The organism is Candidatus Phycosocius spiralis (genome assembly GCF_030158815.1).
In the GTDB taxonomy this organism is placed as follows: domain Bacteria; phylum Pseudomonadota; class Alphaproteobacteria; order Caulobacterales; family Aquidulcibacteraceae; genus Aquidulcibacter; species Aquidulcibacter spiralis.
The window spans coordinates 1-16,709 of record NZ_BPFZ01000015.1; the positions used below are offsets into that span (position 1 = coordinate 1).

Sequence of the window (16,709 nt, forward strand, 5' to 3'; positions counted from 1 at the left end):
GGGCAAGGATGGCATCACCGGCACTTATGCAGCAGCATCTTATACCGATCCCATCTATTTAAAATTAATGCTTAAATATGGTGGCGATCCGAACCTGCCGCTGGCCAATGGGGATACGATTTTTTTACAAGCCTTCACAACAGGGCAATATAGTGGAAAATGGGACCATTTTCAGTTGCTCTTGGATTATGGCGTAGATGTTAATTTACCTATGTCCAAAGGGGGGGGAGGCATTGCAGAGTATGCGGCAGCGGTTGGGCATCCAAGCAAGGCCGTTCAGTTGCTAGAGAAAGGCTATAATTACAAGCTGGAGCAACTTGCAGATGCGATTTATGGCAATCCGATGAATGCTGTAAGTGCTAGCAGACCTCAACCCCTACGCAATCTCCCAGAATACAAATATCTGGCGATCGCTGCCCGGATGTTAAAGGAACGTGGAGTCGATACCGAGAAAGTTAAGCGCGAAGTCGATGAGTTTGACAAGCGCGTCGGTGCTGGCCTTCGGCACGATTATAGTTTTGAGGATATTGATCCCGCTCAACCTTAATGGCCCCTTATGCCCGCCAAGTGATCCGTCGCAGTGAAGCGGACGGTAATTATAACACGGGCGATCCCGTGACGAGGTGGTATCGCTTTGGTGGTCGTCAGATGGGGATGGTGACCAATAATAGTAGCGCGCAAGGTGGGACTTATGCGGACTCAATTGCCCAGCGTCAAAATCCACCGGCAAGCGGAACGCCTGGCCCCTTTGCCAATGGTGCCGCAAGTGGCAAGCAGGATGAGCAGGTTTCCTCCAATCTGGCGATGATCAATAGCAAATGATCAGGCCGCGCGCAGCAGCTCAGCCACCACTGATGGGCGTCGCGCGATCATCGCCAGTAGGACTTGGGCGGGGCCAGTGGGCTTCCTGCGGCCCTGTTCCCAGTTGAGCAGCGTCCCCTTGGCAACGCCGATGCTTTTTGCGAACTGGCTTTGCGACATACCGGTCTGCGCCCTGATCTTGGCAACATCGATTGCCGGCACCTTGATAACGTGGACACGCGCGCCGACGTCCTCGCCTTTGGCAAAAGCAATGGCTTCATTGAGTCCCTCGACCAACTCATCATAAAACTTGCTCATTTTCGTTCTCCATAAGTTGCAAGCAGCGTCTTGGCCAACTGCACTAGGTGCGCCTGCTCGGCCTTGGTCAGGTTATCCTTATCATTCTTAGCGAACACACCGACCAAGAACAGAGGGACATGCACGCCGCCAAAGACAAACAACGTCCGGTATCCACCGCGCTTGCCGCCGCCCTCGCGGGCGAAACGGACTTTGCGCAAACCACCGCCAAGCGGCACCCCGGCCTCCGGGTTAGCCGCGATATAATCGACAATGGCCGCACGTTCCTCATCTGACATTATCGCCTTGGCTTGCCTCTCGAAGATAGCCAGTTCGACAACGGTTTGAGGAGTGGTCATCTGGGGAATTTATAGGCTAATGACATATATGTCAATGGCGCACTAATCATGCCGGGCGTGACCCAGCAACGCGCGCCTCGATTAGAATGTGCGCGGCGGCGATAGCCTGCAAAGCATTGCCCAAAACCTGTGGGGCGATAGCGGTCTTTGGTATAAATTGGCAGAGGCCAATGGCCTAAGCGGTACGTCGGCTCTGATTGAAGGCACTGACTTTGGTGACAATATCCGCGCCAGCCTGCCATCTGCGATCGGCAGTGCGATTGGCGGCTATTTAGCCGAAGGCGGCGGGAGCGGGCCTGGGTTGTTGGAGGCTATAGGCGAGAAGTTGAAAGGTGGGCCGACCTTTATTCCAGAGCAAGAAAGCGTATGGCAATATGAAGTAGATGCAAGAAACACTTTGTATAAGCCTGTCGCTGCCAACGGGAATCTAGTGCTCGCGAAAAACGAAACCCAAAGAAAAATACTTGCTCTTAAAAACTACCTTACCCCCAGCGAGAATGATAAAATAAATAGTTTGTATCTCGCGGAACAAAAAACCAATGGGGACTCGGCGGCACTTGAGGTCGTTCTGGCGCGAGCAACGGCCATTTTAAACTCAAGAGCCGCTCAACCGGAGCTCCTTTCAGAAATCGAGATTGACTGGAACTTAATCCGTAAGTGGGAAGGATTCGAACTGAAAGTCTATTATGTCAAAGATAACAGTAATCGAGCTTTTCCAAACAGTGGGGTTACAATCGGTACTGGTTTTGATCTAGGCAGAAGGACGTCCGATGAACTCTTAGCGATGGGGATCGATGGTGGCCTCGTGACAAAACTCACGCCTTATTTAGGTAAAAGGGGAAATGCTGCAAGAGATATCGTAGAGCAGCGTCCGCTCACACTTAGTCAGCGCGAAGTCAGTACTTTAGATGCTTTGATGCGTGCAAAGAAGGCGATTTCAGTTGCAGAGACTTACAATAAAGTCTCAAAAGATTATCGCTTTCAAGATTTGGCATCGGGATTCCAAACTGCTATTGCCAGCGTTCATTTCCAATATGGAAGTATAAGAGCAACCCCAATGTTCATGAAACAGGTAACAAACCAGCAATGGGGTGCAGCAATTAAAAACCTTCGAAATTTTGGCGATGTCTTCAAGTCTAGAAGAGTAGACGAAGCGGATCTTATGCAAAATACGTTAACTCAAATTGATAGAGCAGCAGGGATTCGAATTGGTAAAAGAGGATGATTATGGGTAAAAATAGCTGTTTTTTGCTGATCGCTTTTGGGTCCATGCTTCTTGGTTGTGAACCGTCGGCAGCGACCAAACCTGCTTCGGTTGAAGCTGTCGTTCAAGAAGTGATCGATCCAGGTTCATTTTCAAAAGTCTATGATTATTTGAAAAAAATTGCAGAAATGCCAGCGTCTAAAGCAGCTTTCAAAAGCATCGGTTTTGTAGATGGCGATCCTGTGCGGATTATGAATATCCTCGAGGACGATGCAATCCGTTTCACTTACGGCAAGGATGTCGTTACCTTATATTCTGGGTGCCGCCCTCACGAATGTATTACAAAGGGGGCTTTAGGCATCGATTCTAATGATCAAGTTGTAATTTTTGCGGTCCAAGCTTACATTTCTTGTGAAGAAAAATACGCTTATTCTCCCTGCTCTCGCTCTCGATCATCTTTTCTTTTCATTGGGGTGCAGCCCATGCCTCCGATACTAGAAAATGCGCTTATTTCGGCTGTGTCCAAAAAATGCATGGAGAGTACAGAGCAGCCCTGTATTATATATGTCCATCGTTCAAATTGATTTTGTTTTGGTTTGCAACTTGGATCATGCCGCTCCTCATGATTTTGCAACCCGCTCCACGCCGTAGCCGTAGGGTCCAGTCCTGCGCGAATGCACCCTCCCTCAAGCGTTGACGTTTGACACCGATCTATCGGGCCAAGTGATCCGTCGGCGCGCGACCCAACACGCAGACATGTACACCACCCCCAAGAAGGGTGATCATTCATGGTGATCTCGCCTAGGACAGCCTTTACGCCATGCTCTGCCTGCGCAAAGGCACGATATAAGCATCAGCGCGCAGGCTGGGGTGTCAAGAGGCGCGCTTGGCGCGTCGGCGCAGCCGATTTCACCTCTTGACACCCCATCTTGCGCAGGCATCATCGGGCACGGCTTCAAGGCAAGCAAAGCGCGCCCTTGAACCGTTCCAAGTCCTTGACCTTAAGCCTGCCCGATGATGCATACTATTTGGGGGCCAACTCAAACCAATCCAATTCAATTAAGGTTGATATGAAGGCAGACCAATCAAACGCAGGGTTACACCACAGGATTGCACCCAAGATAGATAACCATTGGGCGAGGGGAGGGGCCATTACCTGATGACCGCTGGCCAAAAGCCAAAGGACGCGTTAAGTGTACAAATTATTTCCAAATTGGTGGTTTTCCCATGCGTTTTGGTCACTATGAAAGTGCTAATTTAAAGCCCTCTAATAGAAGCACTATTTATGGCGATGACTGGACAGTTTTTGAGCTTGGCCCAAATCCTAGTGTCTATGCGCTGCGTTCAAAAAAGGTACACCCCATATTGATTCCTACAATGATCTCCACATTGATGATGGATGCTTGATCGCTCATGTCACTGGAGAGCGAGGAAAACAAGACTCAAGAAGCCACGCCATTTAAACTACTCAAGGCCCGTGAACGAGGAATGGTGGCGAAAGGTGCTGATTTGGCTTTTGCCACAATGCTGACAGCTTTAGTCCTTGTCCTGCTGGCCTTGTTTCCCACTGCTGGGGTGAAGATATCAGCTGCCATGGCTGGGACTTTGAGGGTAGCGGGGAGTAACGCAAGTAATCCTGGAGCCGCCCTCACCATTATTGGACAAGCCATCGGGCCAAGCTTACAACTGGTCATTAGTGTAGCCCTTACTGTTTGTATCATTATTGTTTTTTTTGAAATTGTGCAATTACGAGGTTTAGTATTTAGTACCCAACCGCTTAAACCCGATTTTAGCCGATTAAATCCGGCAAAGGGGCTTAAACGGCTATTCTCCACCAAGATGCTCAAAGAGACGCTCAAAAATATCCTGAAATTGATTGTTTATGCGGTGGTTGCAACCATCATGTCGATCCATCTGGTTCGGCTAAACGGAAAAGAATTGATTGATGCTCAAACAATCGCTGACGTTATGTATGCCAGTACCATCACACTTATTGCCAGTTTTATGATTGTCGCTGTTGGATTTGCAATCATTGACCAAGTGATTGCAAGGGGTGAATTTGCAAAAGAAATGCGGATGAGTTCCAGCGAAATCAAAAGAGAAAACAAAGAGCAAGAAGGTGAACCGCGGCAAAAACAAAAAAGACGCCAGCTCCATGCTCATTATATCAAACAAACCCAGCAACTATCGGGGTTAGGTGGCTCTGATATGTTGATCATGAACCCACAGCATTATGCGATCGCACTTGGGTATGATCATAGGACAATGAAAGCACCAATTGTAACTGCCAAAGGTAGAAATCAATTCGCTTTACTTTTGAAAGAGCGGGCAATCCGATTGTCCATTACGATTATCATCGACCCACCACTTGCTAGGGAGTTATACGCATCAACACAAACAGGCGAGTTCGTACCTGAAAGTCACTATGCCAACATTGCGCGACATTATTTAGCCCAACAGCGCTTGCGTGGCCAAAGTAAGGATCAAGAAATTGGTTAAAAGTTTTTTGAATGAAAACAAAGAATTAGCTTTGATTTTTGGGTTGGTTATCATCCTTGCTGTGCTTTTTGCGCCGATCCCGCCGGCTCTTCTTGATCTAGCTATTTTGTCCAACTTCGCGCTTGGGCTCACTATTTTGCTTTTGACACTTTATGTGGCCAAGCCAGTGGATTTTTCCACTTTCCCATCCCTCTTACTTATTGCAACCCTTTTTAGGCTGTCCATCAATATTGCCTCAACTAGGCTTATTCTAACGGGTGCGGATGCGGGGCAGGTCATTAATTCCATCGGTAGTTTCTCTGTGAGCGGAAACTTTGTTGTTGGGCTTGTCGTTTTCTTTATTCTGGTTATTGTTCAGTTCATCGTTGTGACAGCTGGGGCGCAGCGGGTTTCTGAAGTCGCGGCAAGGTTTACTTTAGACTCAATGCCTGGCCAACAGATGAGTATTGACGCTGACCTTAACATGGGTCTGATTGACCAAGCCGAGGCCGTGCGCCGCCGGGCCATGCTGGAAAAAGAAGCCGCGTTTTACGGTGCTATGGACGGTGCAAGCAAGTTTGTAAAAGGCGATGCGGTTGCAGGCATCATCATTGTTCTCATCAACATTATAGCAGGGTGCATCATAGGTGCAGTGCAAATGGGCATGTCATGGGGGGATGCGCTTCATAAGTTTTCCCTACTCACAATAGGCGATGGAATCGCAACCCAGATTCCAGCACTTGTGATTTCAATTGCTACAGGTCTGATTGTAACCCGCTCTTCAGCGGATCGGGACTTAAGTACCGAATTATTAAGTCAACTCTATTCCGCCCCTCGTGCCTTGGTTGCCGTGTGTATCATCCTTGCAATACTGTTGCTTTTACCTGGCATGCCAAAGTGGCCATTGATCGTCTTAGCCATTTGCGCCTTTTGGGTCATTTATCAGTCGCGCAAGGCGAAATCAGATGCACAGAATCTGGTCAATCAAAGCTTAGCCGATGAGCAGTCTGCTTCGCCCCCGCCTACGAGTTTTCCGGCTCTTTCTCTTGCATTCGGACCAGTATTAAGTGAGGCTTGGAAAAATTCAGAAGTCATATTAATGGACCGGATCAAGTCACTTCGCGAGAGCCAAGAAAATAGTCTTGGTGTGAGTTTTCCAAGTGTTAGCATATTGGATGGCAGCAATCTTGGACCCAATGACTATGAAATTCGACTGTTAGGTACACGTTATGCCAATGGGCAATTATACACCGATCAGGTGCTTGCGATTAAATCTCAGTCTGTCGAGCAAGATTTAGTGGGCCTAGCCACCACCGATCCCGCCTATGGATTGCCTGCTTTTTGGATTGGGCCCAATAAAGCAAATGAAGCGCGAAATTTAGGCTATTCGGTCATTGACCCTTTAACGGTGCTCATGACACATTTTGGTGAGATTGTGCGTACAGAGGCTGCAATCCTTTTGACGCGCGCCACTGTGGTGCGTATGCTTGAAGGCGTTCGTGCTAGCCAACCAGGTTTGGTTGAAGAGCTAATTCCTGCCATGCTCAGCGTTAGTGATGTTCAAAGGGTATTACAATCACTGATGAGTGAGGAGGTACCTATACGGAACTTGGAACTCATATGCGAGCATTTGGTGGACCTCGCCCGGGCTGAGAAGGATCCAAACGGGCTTGCTGAACTGCTTAGGCAACGTATGGGTCTTCAAATATGCAGCCGTCTTCGAGATCGCCACCATGAATTATCGGTTCTAAGCCTCGATCCCCGGTTAGAAAATCAAATCATATCCTCTATGTCTCAGTCTGCACGAGGCAGTGGCCTCGGCCTTGACCCAAAATTAACAGAACAATTGATCCGCAAGCTTGCCGAACACGCTGGGGACATTCAAGCAAATGGTCGTGAGCCGGTCCTTCTATGTGGGAATGAGTTGAGACGCCCACTTAGAATGATCACAAGTCGTGCTATTCCACGCCTCTCTATCCTTGCCTTACGTGAAATCCCAGCCAATATCACTCTAAGGTCGGCAGGAGTTGTCAAACTTGAAACTGGCGATGCAACGCGCAAAAATAATGTGGGTGCATTGGCCCCGGCACAACAGGAATAATGGGTATGGATCAATCACCCTCTGCACGATTAGATTTTTTGAAAACCTGTTTAGAAACAGATCCCAATAATTTACATCTTATCGAAGACACCATCGGTGCAGCGGTTGCAGCAAAACAATTATTGGTGGCGGCAGAATTGCTGGAGCACCGTGCGACTTTAGCCCCACTGAGCCCTGAATTATTAAACTTAAGCGGTCAGATTGCGCTTGAAACCAATCAATTGGCAAAAGCGATCGCTATTTTTCAATCCTTATCCCTGCAGGACCCTGAAAATCTGGTTTTTAGACTGAACCAAGCATGGGCGCTCTATTATGACCACCAACTTGAAAGTGCGTCTGCGTTATTGAACGATGAGATTGTCACAGGTTTTGCTTCTGGGTCTCTTTTAAAGTCGAGACTGCTGCATCTGGAGTCTCGGTTTGAAGAGGCTTTGGAAGTTGCCTCTCAAGGTCTTGAGCGCCACCCCAATGACCGCAATTTACTTGGGATTTCTTCCGTGTTAGCCATGGATCTAGACGACCAAGACTTGGCTTATTCTACAGCGATTTTAGCTGGTGATAATTGCGAAGCTCTCACGACCCTAGCTATCCTTGAAATTAGAGATGGACACATCAAAGCCGCTTCTGAAAAGCTCGCTAAAGTTGCCGAAAGAGAACCTTTTTCAGCGCGCGCGGCTTTAGGCCAAGGTATGGTGAGTATGCTAGAAAATAATCTGCCTGAAGCCATTAAACATTTGAAACGTGGTGCACAGCTATTCAAGACACATGCGGGGAGTTGGGTTGCACTTGGCTGGGCAGAGCTGTTGGCTGGTAACCAATCCGAAGCAGAGGTGGTGTTTAGAAAAGCATTGGAACTGGACCGAACTTTTGCTGAAACCCATGGTTCCATTGCTGTCATTGAGGCCCTCAAAGGAAATAGCGAAGCCAGCCAACACGCCGCTTTGACTGCCCGTCGCTTGGACCCACAAAGTTTTGCGGCCATGTTGGCCAATGTGCTGGTTCATGCAAGTCGGGGCGAAAAAGAAATGGCAGATCACATTTTCAAACAAGCCCTTTCGACACCTGTTGATACAGAGGGTCGAACCCTGACTAGCCTGATAGCAAATATGACAGATCTATTTCCAAAAAACACGCTTAAGTTCAATCTATACCAAAACTAATAACCGATCCGATTACGCAAATAGAATTTGGCGCTGCGAAGTGCCCATGTTAAACATCAGATTAGTTGGTCTTTATCAAAGCCCTAATCCTATCCAACTGACCCAGACCTGTCGCTGCCTTGGCGTTCGATCATCCATCCTGGATACTCCGATGGCAGCGCCGAGACGCGTTCCAAAACCGCCATATCTTCGTGGGTGAGTTTGACATCAACGGCTTTGAGATTGTCGCCTAATTGGTCCAAGGTTTTGGCTCCTGTAATCACGCTGGTCACCCAGGGGCGATGTAACAGCCAAGCCAAGGCGATCTGTGCGACGCTGACATTGTGTGCATTTGCAATCGGCTCCATCGCTTCCACGCAGGCATAAACGCGATCTGTATTCACCGGTGGAAAGTCAAAGCTGGCACGGCGTGCAGAGTTCGGCCCTGCTTGATTGCGCTTAAACTTGCCGCTCAATAGTCCACCGGCCAGCGGGCTCCATGGCAGGATGGCAAGGCTCTCACTGATGGCGAGGGGTACGACTTCCCGCTCCAGGTCACGGCTTGCTAAGGTATAATACATCTGCATAGATTCAAAGCGGGCATAACCCATTTTTTCGCTGATTCCATTGGCTTTGGCCGTTTCCCAAGCTGCGCGATTACAAAGGCCAATATAGCGCACCCGCCCTGAGCGCACGATATCATTCAAACTATCCATCACCTCTTCAAGCGGGGTTAAAGGGTCATAGCCATGGATTTGATACAGATCGATGTGATCCATGCCCAGACGCTTGAGACTGGCATCAATCGCATTGAACAAATGCTTGCGCGACAAGCCAGAGATATTGCGGGTCGTTTGCCTGCGTGTTGCTTCAGCTTGAGCATGAGGGCTGGCATCGGGTGGAACGATATCTTGAACGCGCCCGTGCGCTTTGGTTGCGATCACGATTTCATCGCGGCGCAAGCCTTGATCCTTGATGGCATGGCCCAGCATCTCTTCGGACAGGCCATTGGCATAGACATCGGCGGTGTCGAAGAAATTGACACCCGCGTCAAAGGCTTGGCGAATGAGTCTATTGGCTTCTTCCTGATCTTGGCCGCCAATTACGCGCCAAAAACCATTCCCGCCAAATGTCATGGTTCCAAAACATAGTTCGGAAACAACAAGGCCTGTACGGCCAAGGGTTTTGTACTTCATGATGGGTTTCCACCCTCGCCTAAACTGAGAGCATTAAGTCTACATCACGTGCTGCACCCTTGGCTAGGCTAAACTTGGTCTTGGCATTAAGTGCACAGGATGAGCCACCATGTTGACGTACTGATTATTGGTGCCGGTGCTGCGGGCCTGATGGCGGCCGCACGAGCTGGCCAGCGTGGGCGGTCTGTGTTGGTGTTGGAGCATACCAGTACCATAGGCGCTAAAATCCTCATATCTGGGGGCGGAAGGTGCAATTTCACCAATGTCGATATCCGCCCAGAGCGCTATATTTCGCAAAATCCCCATTTTGCCCGCTCAGCCTTGGCGCGCTATACTCAGCATGATTTCATCGCCTTGGCTAAAAGCTACCAGATTGGTTTTTATGAAAAAACATTAGGCCAATTGTTCTGTGAGGGGCCGGGCTCTGCGCGCTTGATCGTTGATATGTTGGTGGCTGAATGCACCAAAGTGGGCGTGGCCATCGCCACGGACGTAGAGATCCAAACACTCGAAAAAAAAGGCGAAGGCTTCTGTGTTCAAACCTCAGCCGGGAGAACGGTTGGAAAAAGTTTGATTATGGCCAGTGGTGGTCTCTCGATCCCTAAACTAGGGGCTTCTGACCTCGCATATCAGGTGGCGCGGCAATTTAATGTGGCTGTCATCGCACCTATGCCTGCCCTCGTCCCCTTGGTGTTTGATGGTGAGGATCGCGCGATGATGACGCACTTAGCTGGCGTAGCGCTGGAAAGCATTGCAAAAGTGGGTAAAGCGTCGTTTCGTGAAGGCATGGTGTTCACCCATAGTGGCCTTTCGGGACCGGCTATCTTGCAGATCAGTTCTTATTGGGAAAGGGGGGAGCCCATTGCAGTGAATCTATTACCAGATCATGCCTGCGAAGCCTGGTTGATTGGCGCAAAATCCACACGCCCACGCGCCCAGCTTGCAACAATTCTCGCAGAGCGTTTACCCAGTCGGTTGGCCCACACCTTGGCCGAGTATGCGGGCATGACCCGACCGATGGCCGATCAAAAAGATGCCGATCTCAAAGACCTCGCCAAGAAGTTACAACACTGGCAACTTACGCCCAGTGGCGATGAAGGTTATGCGAAGGCCGAAGTTACACGTGGCGGGATCGATACCAACGCCTTGTCGCAAAAAACCATGGAATCCAAATCCTGCCCTGGCTTATTCTTTATCGGTGAAGCCGTCGACGTCACAGGCTGGCTCGGAGGCTATAATTTCCAATGGGCGTGGTCGAGTGGGGTGGCTGCAGGGGACGCGGCATAAGGTTTGGAATGCGCCGCGATCACATTGGAAATGCAAAGATTCAAGGTGATAACTTTTGATACCGGATCCATACTAAATCGCACAAACTTGACATTTTACCGCATTTAACCCAAATGAAAGCTATGTTTGCAAGTCAATGCTAATCATTGCCTGCGAAGGTAGGCAACATAAGGAATCAGTCGTGGACGTTTCATCCTTGATGAATGCAAAAATGCAAGCTCAAGCCGCCCGTTTGCAAGTGGCGGCTTTGCGTGCTGTTCAAGAAACCCAAGGGCAGTTTGCCCCAGCTTCCCAGCAAGCTCTCTCAACATTGTCGCAAGCCATCGTACAAAGCCAAGATCATTTTGCCGTCAGTGCATCTAAAACCATAAGTGGCATTGATATCGTCGTTTAAGCATTTTCTAAGTTTTCTCGCGTGCGCTTTTCAGGGCGCTGTCGAGCGCATCTTTATTAAAGCCTGAAATCAATGTGCCATTTATTACAAAGCCTGGTGTGCCCCCGATGGCTAGCTCGGCTGCTTGTTTGCGTATCCCGTCAATGATGACTTCAACTTTAGGCGAATGCATCTCTTTGCGCAAAACTTCCACATTAAGGCCGACTTGGCTGGCAATTTGAAGGATTTGTTCTGGATTTAGGTCCCCACGAGCTGACATTAAAGCGTTATGCATAGGCAGATATTTGCCCTGATAAGAAGCAGCTATTGCGGCTTTTGCGGCAAGGACTGAGTTTTCCGACAAAATGGGGAATTCCTTGAAAATGATCCGCACATCCTTGCGTGTGGCCATTACCTTGGCGACCCAAGCTTGGGCTGCATGACAATAGCCGCATTTATAGTCAAAAAACTCGATCAAAGTGATTTTGGCGTTGGCGGGTCCGAAGCTGAACTGGGCATGCTCTGATGTCAGCCTCACAAAGGCGGAAGCAGCCCGTGCATTTTGCTGGCTCACTTGCTTTGTCTCATAAGCATGCTGCGCTTCGAGTAGGATTTCAGGGTTGGCTACCAATTCATCGCGGATAAGAGCCCGCACAGCCATTTGTTGTTCTTTACTTAAGGTTTGAATGAGAGTGGCGTTTTTGGATCTAGGCAGGGCCGCACCGTCCTTGGTTGCTTCATCCATCATGCTATTGGGTTGCTCTGGTTGTTTAGCGCACCCTATTGGGGTCATGAAAAACAATAAAAGGACTGTGATGTGCGCAAACAAAGCAAAACGCATCTAAATCTCCGCTTTGAAAGGATCAAACTAAGATTTGAATCTATAGATTAGTCCCTATGGCCCGCGTGTTCATATCCGTCAACAGCCCGCCACAAAGGTTTCCCTTGTTGTATTTCTTGACCAGCCGCCCCTAACATGTGTTCGGGCACAAATTGCAAATCCGCAGGGTCGCCGCCCCGTTTGCGGGCTTTGGTCGCTTCAGGTAAAGTGATGGTCGAAATATCAAATGCCCGTCGCCATTCAGGTGTGGAGCGCACCAAATTGCGCAGAGCGAGTTCAGAAAACCGATGCGCGCGCACCAAGTCACCCAAATGATAGGCTTCCTCGGCTGTGGCGAGGCGGGCTAAGCCCACTTGACCATTACGGTCAGCCACCACTGCCAATTGATTCCAAGCAAAAGCATTATCAGGCTCAAGGCGCAAGGCGGTCCGTAAGCTGGCCTCAGCTTCGGCGCGTAATTCGCTTTGCTCAGTTGCTAACAAGGACCGCGCAAGCCCGATGTGGAGAAGGGCTTCATTCGGGGCCAGTAGAACAGCCTGTCGATTGGGCGCGATCGAGGCCTGTGCCTTGCCATTTTCATAATAGATTTGACCCAGTAATTCATGGAAATAGGGGTTGTTGGGGTGTTCGTCGATCAGCTTTTGGGTTTCGCGCACGGAGGTTACAAGATCTGGTGCGCGAAAGGCCGCAATCGCGCGAGCGTAGCGCGCATAGATTGACTGATCCGAGGCTGGATATTTAACAAAGGTACGCGATGGGGTGTATAAAAAAGCTTGAATCTTCGCCTGCATCATTTTGAGCCGGTCAATATCGGCAGGGCTATCGAGCACGTCCTTATTGGATTGCTCATTGACCCGATTTTGCAGCGCTTGGATGCGGTCTCCCGATAAGGGATGCGAGCGGAAATAGGGTTCACGCCGTGAGTCTGCCAGAATTTCATTATAACGAAACTTGGTAAAAAACTCGACCAAGCCGCGCCCTGATTGTCCAGATTTTTCTAGAAAGGTCACCGCAGCTTGATCTGCACTACTTTCTTGTACGCGGGTAAACGTAAAAAAGCTCAACATGGCAAATTGCTGTGAACTTGCAAGCAGTGCCGCACCCGCATCGGGGGCTCCAGCAGCTATGGCAACCAATCCTAAAGCAATGGTGATATAGGCCGGTCGCATCGCTTCACGCATATAAGCGTCAGATCGGGCTAAATGCCCCCCCGCTATATGACCAGTCTCATGGGCAATGACACCTTTCAGCTGATTGGGAGTTTCTGTTTCTAAGATAAGACCGGTATGAAGAAACACGTTTTGGCCATTGGTTACAAAGGCATTTAGGGTTTTATCCCCAACCAAATAAATGCGCACATCTTGGGGTGCTAGTCCAGCTGCTACAAACAAAGGGTCTGAATAGTCACGCAAAGTTCGCTCAATCTCAGCATCGCGTACCAAGGACTGCGCATGTGCCGTTATGGGGACCACCACAAGTGCCGCGCAAGCGATAAGCTGGGCCAGCCAATTGACCCTTGTAGGCTTGCTCGATGTGCAACTGGCATAAGCCATGCTGGAGTATCCTTATTTGGACGCTAATTGGCACTGAGATAAGCCATTTAGGCTCACCCATCCTTGCGTGAGTGCGCTGGAGTTCCGTTTTCACCCCTATTGGGGCAATTTCGCGGCAGACTTATTGAAATCTGCCGCGAGGATGCAAAATGCTATGCCGCCACTTATGCCCCAAAAAGTTTTTGGGCATTACGCGACCACCACCCACTTTTGCGGGGTGCTTTGGGATCAACATTGGATTCAGGTTCAATGGTTGGTGCGCTGACACGGGATTTAGGCGTAATCTCTGCCGCTGCAGCAAGTGCCACGCTAGGCTCTTTCACTTTGCGGGGGCGAGCCCGCTTGGCTGGCACATTGTTATGAGGGGGCTTATCTGTTGGAACGCCATCAGGTGCCGCTACTGTTTCTGGCTTGGGGGTGATGGATTCACTTTGGCTTGGTGCCAGGCTATCACCACTTCTGCGCAGTGGGCGCTTGCGTTTTGGTGGCGCATCCGCAGTTGGCATTGAGGCTAGTTGGCTAAGGTCCGAACCGATTTCTGCGGTTAAATCCCCGCCATCCGTATCGATCGTGATGGTTTCCATGCCGGAGATCTCCAGACCTGCACCCTCCCCATTGCTGCTGTCGCCATGAGCGAGCCGTGAGGCTTCGCCTTCGCGTCTTCTACGACCACCCCGACGCCCTCTGCGGCGCCGACGACGGGCTTGGGCTTCGGTTGGGGTTTCATCTGAAGGTGGAGTGTCTTCATCGCCCTCGCCACTTTCTTCGCCTGCTAAACCCATCAGACCATTGAGGTTGGTCTGGCTGGCTGGATTGGGTTCGCCTTCGCCCATGTCGTCACGGCGGCCACCGCGACGGCGGCGACGGCGTCTTGTCCCATCGCTAAGCCTATCACCTTCTCCTTGAGGGCGCGGGGCTTGGGCATTTTCCCCTTCACCATCGTCATACGCGTTTTCCTCATCCCCGTCTTTGATCGTTTGGGTGAACAAGTCTGCCTCTTCATCAACGGGCTCATCGATTTTGATGTAGAGGGGGACAAAATCCTCCTCAAACACTTCTTCGCCTGGCTCAACAATTTCAAAGCGATAATGGCCTAGACTCATATCTGATTGCGCAAACACCCGCACCACCAAGCCACGTTCATGAAACAAGCGGGTCAGATGATCACGTTTTTCGTTCAACAGATAAAGGGCTGTGGCGATGTCGGCATGCAAAGCGACTTCGCAATCCTTGCGATTGGCGACAGCGGCTTCCACAGCGCGTAACGCTTGCAGTGAGGCCGATTCTGGAGAGCGTACCCGCCCATTGCCTTCGCAGGTAGGGCAAATGTGGCTAGAACCTTCCAATACCCCGGTTCGGCGGCGTTGGCGTGAGATTTCTAATAGACCAAAGCCGGAAATCTTGCCCATTTGTACACGCGCGCGGTCAAATCGAAGAGCGTCTTTCATACGTTTTTCAACTGAGCGGTCGTTGCGGTTTTCTTCCATGTCGATGAAGTCAAGCACAACCAGTCCGGCTAAATCGCGCAGGCGCATTTGCCGGGCGGCTTCATCGGCGGCTTCCAAATTCGTTTTAAGAGCGGTTGATTCAATCGAACGTTCACGGGTTGAGCGGCCAGAATTCACATCGATCGCAACCAAGGCTTCGGTTTGGTTGATGACTATATAGCCACCAGAGCGCAGTTGCACGATTGGAGAATGAATGCTCTCAAGCTGGCTTTCCACTTTCATGCGTGAAAATAAGGGGGTTGCACCTTTATAAAGTTGAACTTTTTTTGCATGGCTTGGCATGAGCATTTTCATGAAGTCTTTGGCCTCACGATAGGCGTCTTCACCCTCGACGAGAATGGCATCGACATCCTTGTCATAGAGATCGCGCACCGCGCGCTTGACCAGATTATCTTCCTCATGGATTTGTGAAGGAGCGATGGATTTCATCGTCCGGTCTCGAATATCGTCCCAAAGCCGCAAGAGATATTCATAATCACGCTTTATTTCGGTTTTGGTCCGTTTCGCGCCAGCCGTGCGTATGATGAGGCCCATGCCCTTAGGCACTTCCAGCTCTGATATAACCGACTTTAGGCGTTTTCGATCCCCAGTTGCTGTAATCTTGCGCGAAATCCCGCCACCGCGTGGTGTATTGGGCATTAAGACGCAATAGCGCCCTGCAAGCGACAAATAAGTGGTGAGAGCCGCACCCTTATTGCCGCGCTCCTCTTTAACAGCCTGCACCAACATGATTTGGCGGCGGCGAATGACTTCTTGGATTTTATAATGGCGCTGGGCGGCGCGACGTGCGCGCACTTGTTCATCATCGCCATCACCTTCCTCATCTAAGGCGGCAAGGGCAGCCTCTTCGGCTAAAATGGCTTCGCGGTCAGCTGCAGGGATTTGATAATAGTCTGGGTGAATTTCACTAAAGGCCATAAAGCCATGGCGATTGCCGCCAAAATCCACAAATCCAGCCTGTAAGGAAGGTTCAACGCGGGTGACTTTTGCAAGATAAATATTACCACGTATTTGCTTTTTTGACGCAGATTCGAAGTCAAAATCTTCAATTTGATTTCCTGCGAGCACGACAACCCGGGTTTCTTCTGGGTGGGCCGCGTCGATTAACATAGTCTTGGGCATTGAAAAAGGCTCCAGCGTGCGCCACACGCCGCAGGGCAACGCAGGGGCGTCGTCTCAGGGCACATGCGCACGAAATGTGAAAGGTTGGTCGACAAAGTCGGCGCAGAACGAAGCATGGATCGACAATGCCACCCCTATCCCGGCCATAAGGCCGTTGCGACTGGCAGATTTGTGCCAAGACTTCGCACTGGACAGGTATTAAGTTTGAAGATGTGGCGCGCATTTTTTGGCTTCGCAGCGTCCCGAATGAATGAGCTATAGGCCCATTAAGTGAAAAGGGCGAGGTTTGGCAGCATCATGCGCCAGTCTTTCCCCAAAATAGCAATGCTTCATAAACCGCATCCGACTTAATCCGCACTAAGCCTATCATGCCCCACTTTGTTAAGAAAAGAAAGCGCGACATGCGTCCTGATTTCACATTGGACACGATCCTATGGTTGCCGTTAATGA

15 protein-coding genes are annotated in these 16,709 nt (G+C 50.0%); 9 read left to right on the plus strand and 6 right to left on the minus strand.

Features of this window, described 5'->3' with window-relative positions:
- Together PsB1_RS10180 and PsB1_RS10185 are read left to right on the plus strand one after the other, a co-directional pair.
- Nucleotides 1–547: ankyrin repeat domain-containing protein (locus tag PsB1_RS10180; protein ID WP_284361061.1), on the plus strand; the 547-nt coding region annotated here is incomplete at its 5' end.
- Nucleotides 547–822 carry a hypothetical protein gene (locus tag PsB1_RS10185; RefSeq protein ID WP_284361065.1) on the plus strand — a complete coding sequence of 92 codons (276 nt, stop codon included), beginning with the start codon at nucleotides 547–549 and terminating at the stop codon, nucleotides 820–822. The genes PsB1_RS10180 and PsB1_RS10185, both read left to right, overlap by 1 nt.
- Here PsB1_RS10185 and relB read toward each other — a convergent pair whose 3' ends face one another.
- Complete coding sequence (gene relB / locus PsB1_RS10190) at nucleotides 823–1,119, minus strand: type II toxin-antitoxin system RelB family anti-toxin transcriptional regulator (protein WP_284361067.1); 297 nt, start codon at nucleotides 1,117–1,119, stop codon at nucleotides 823–825.
- Complete coding sequence (locus PsB1_RS10195; RefSeq protein WP_284361070.1) at nucleotides 1,116–1,457, minus strand: type II toxin-antitoxin system RelE/ParE family toxin; 342 nt, start codon at nucleotides 1,455–1,457, stop codon at nucleotides 1,116–1,118. The genes relB and PsB1_RS10195 overlap by 4 nt, the downstream gene beginning before the upstream one ends.
- 88 nt (nucleotides 1,458–1,545) lie before the next feature.
- Between PsB1_RS10195 and PsB1_RS10200 the strand changes: the two genes are divergently transcribed.
- From PsB1_RS10200 to PsB1_RS10220, 5 genes are all read left to right on the plus strand, one after another.
- Complete coding sequence (locus PsB1_RS10200) at nucleotides 1,546–2,682, plus strand: pesticin C-terminus-like muramidase (RefSeq protein WP_284361072.1); 1,137 nt, start codon at nucleotides 1,546–1,548, stop codon at nucleotides 2,680–2,682.
- Nucleotides 2,683–2,684: 2 nt separating this feature from the next.
- Complete coding sequence (locus PsB1_RS10205) at nucleotides 2,685–3,245, plus strand: hypothetical protein (protein ID WP_284361074.1); 561 nt, start codon at nucleotides 2,685–2,687, stop codon at nucleotides 3,243–3,245.
- 829 nt (nucleotides 3,246–4,074) lie between these two features.
- Nucleotides 4,075–5,160, plus strand: a complete 1,086-nt coding sequence (locus PsB1_RS10210; RefSeq protein WP_284361076.1) for an EscU/YscU/HrcU family type III secretion system export apparatus switch protein — start codon at nucleotides 4,075–4,077, stop codon at nucleotides 5,158–5,160.
- Entirely contained in the window at nucleotides 5,153–7,240 is a 2,088-nt protein-coding gene (locus PsB1_RS10215) for a flagellar biosynthesis protein FlhA (RefSeq protein WP_284361085.1), read from the plus strand. The genes PsB1_RS10210 and PsB1_RS10215 overlap by 8 nt, the downstream gene beginning before the upstream one ends.
- Nucleotides 7,241–7,245: 5 nt before the next feature.
- Nucleotides 7,246–8,400 carry a tetratricopeptide repeat protein gene (locus tag PsB1_RS10220; protein WP_284361086.1) on the plus strand — a complete coding sequence of 385 codons (1,155 nt, stop codon included), beginning with the start codon at nucleotides 7,246–7,248 and terminating at the stop codon, nucleotides 8,398–8,400.
- Nucleotides 8,401–8,489: 89 nt separating this feature from the next.
- Here PsB1_RS10220 and PsB1_RS10225 read toward each other — a convergent pair whose 3' ends face one another.
- On the minus strand, nucleotides 8,490–9,575 hold the full coding sequence (locus tag PsB1_RS10225) for an aldo/keto reductase (RefSeq protein ID WP_284361088.1): 1,086 nt from the start codon (nucleotides 9,573–9,575) through the stop codon (nucleotides 8,490–8,492).
- 99 nt (nucleotides 9,576–9,674) lie between these two features.
- Here PsB1_RS10225 and PsB1_RS10230 point away from each other — a divergent pair, with 99 nt between their 5' ends.
- Together PsB1_RS10230 and PsB1_RS10235 are read left to right on the plus strand one after the other, a co-directional pair.
- Entirely contained in the window at nucleotides 9,675–10,862 is a 1,188-nt protein-coding gene (locus PsB1_RS10230) for a BaiN/RdsA family NAD(P)/FAD-dependent oxidoreductase (RefSeq protein WP_284361090.1), read from the plus strand.
- A gap of 181 nt (nucleotides 10,863–11,043) precedes the next feature.
- A complete protein-coding gene (locus tag PsB1_RS10235) occupies nucleotides 11,044–11,256 on the plus strand; it encodes a hypothetical protein (RefSeq protein ID WP_284361092.1) in 213 nt (70 codons plus the stop codon).
- Between the two features lie 7 nt (nucleotides 11,257–11,263).
- On the opposite strand, the gene PsB1_RS10240 is transcribed toward PsB1_RS10235, so the two are convergent.
- From PsB1_RS10240 to PsB1_RS10250, 3 genes are all read right to left on the minus strand, one after another.
- Nucleotides 11,264–12,076 (minus strand): DsbA family protein, encoded by an 813-nt coding sequence (locus PsB1_RS10240; protein ID WP_284361095.1) that lies wholly within the window; start codon nucleotides 12,074–12,076, stop codon nucleotides 11,264–11,266.
- A 47-nt stretch (nucleotides 12,077–12,123) separates the two neighbouring features.
- Nucleotides 12,124–13,629: a M48 family metallopeptidase gene (locus PsB1_RS10245; protein WP_284361097.1), complete on the minus strand. Its 1,506-nt coding sequence runs from the start codon at nucleotides 13,627–13,629 to the stop codon at nucleotides 12,124–12,126.
- A gap of 164 nt (nucleotides 13,630–13,793) precedes the next feature.
- Entirely contained in the window at nucleotides 13,794–16,259 is a 2,466-nt protein-coding gene (locus PsB1_RS10250) for an Rne/Rng family ribonuclease (RefSeq protein WP_284361099.1), read from the minus strand.
- Nucleotides 16,260–16,709: the final 450 nt, after the last annotated feature.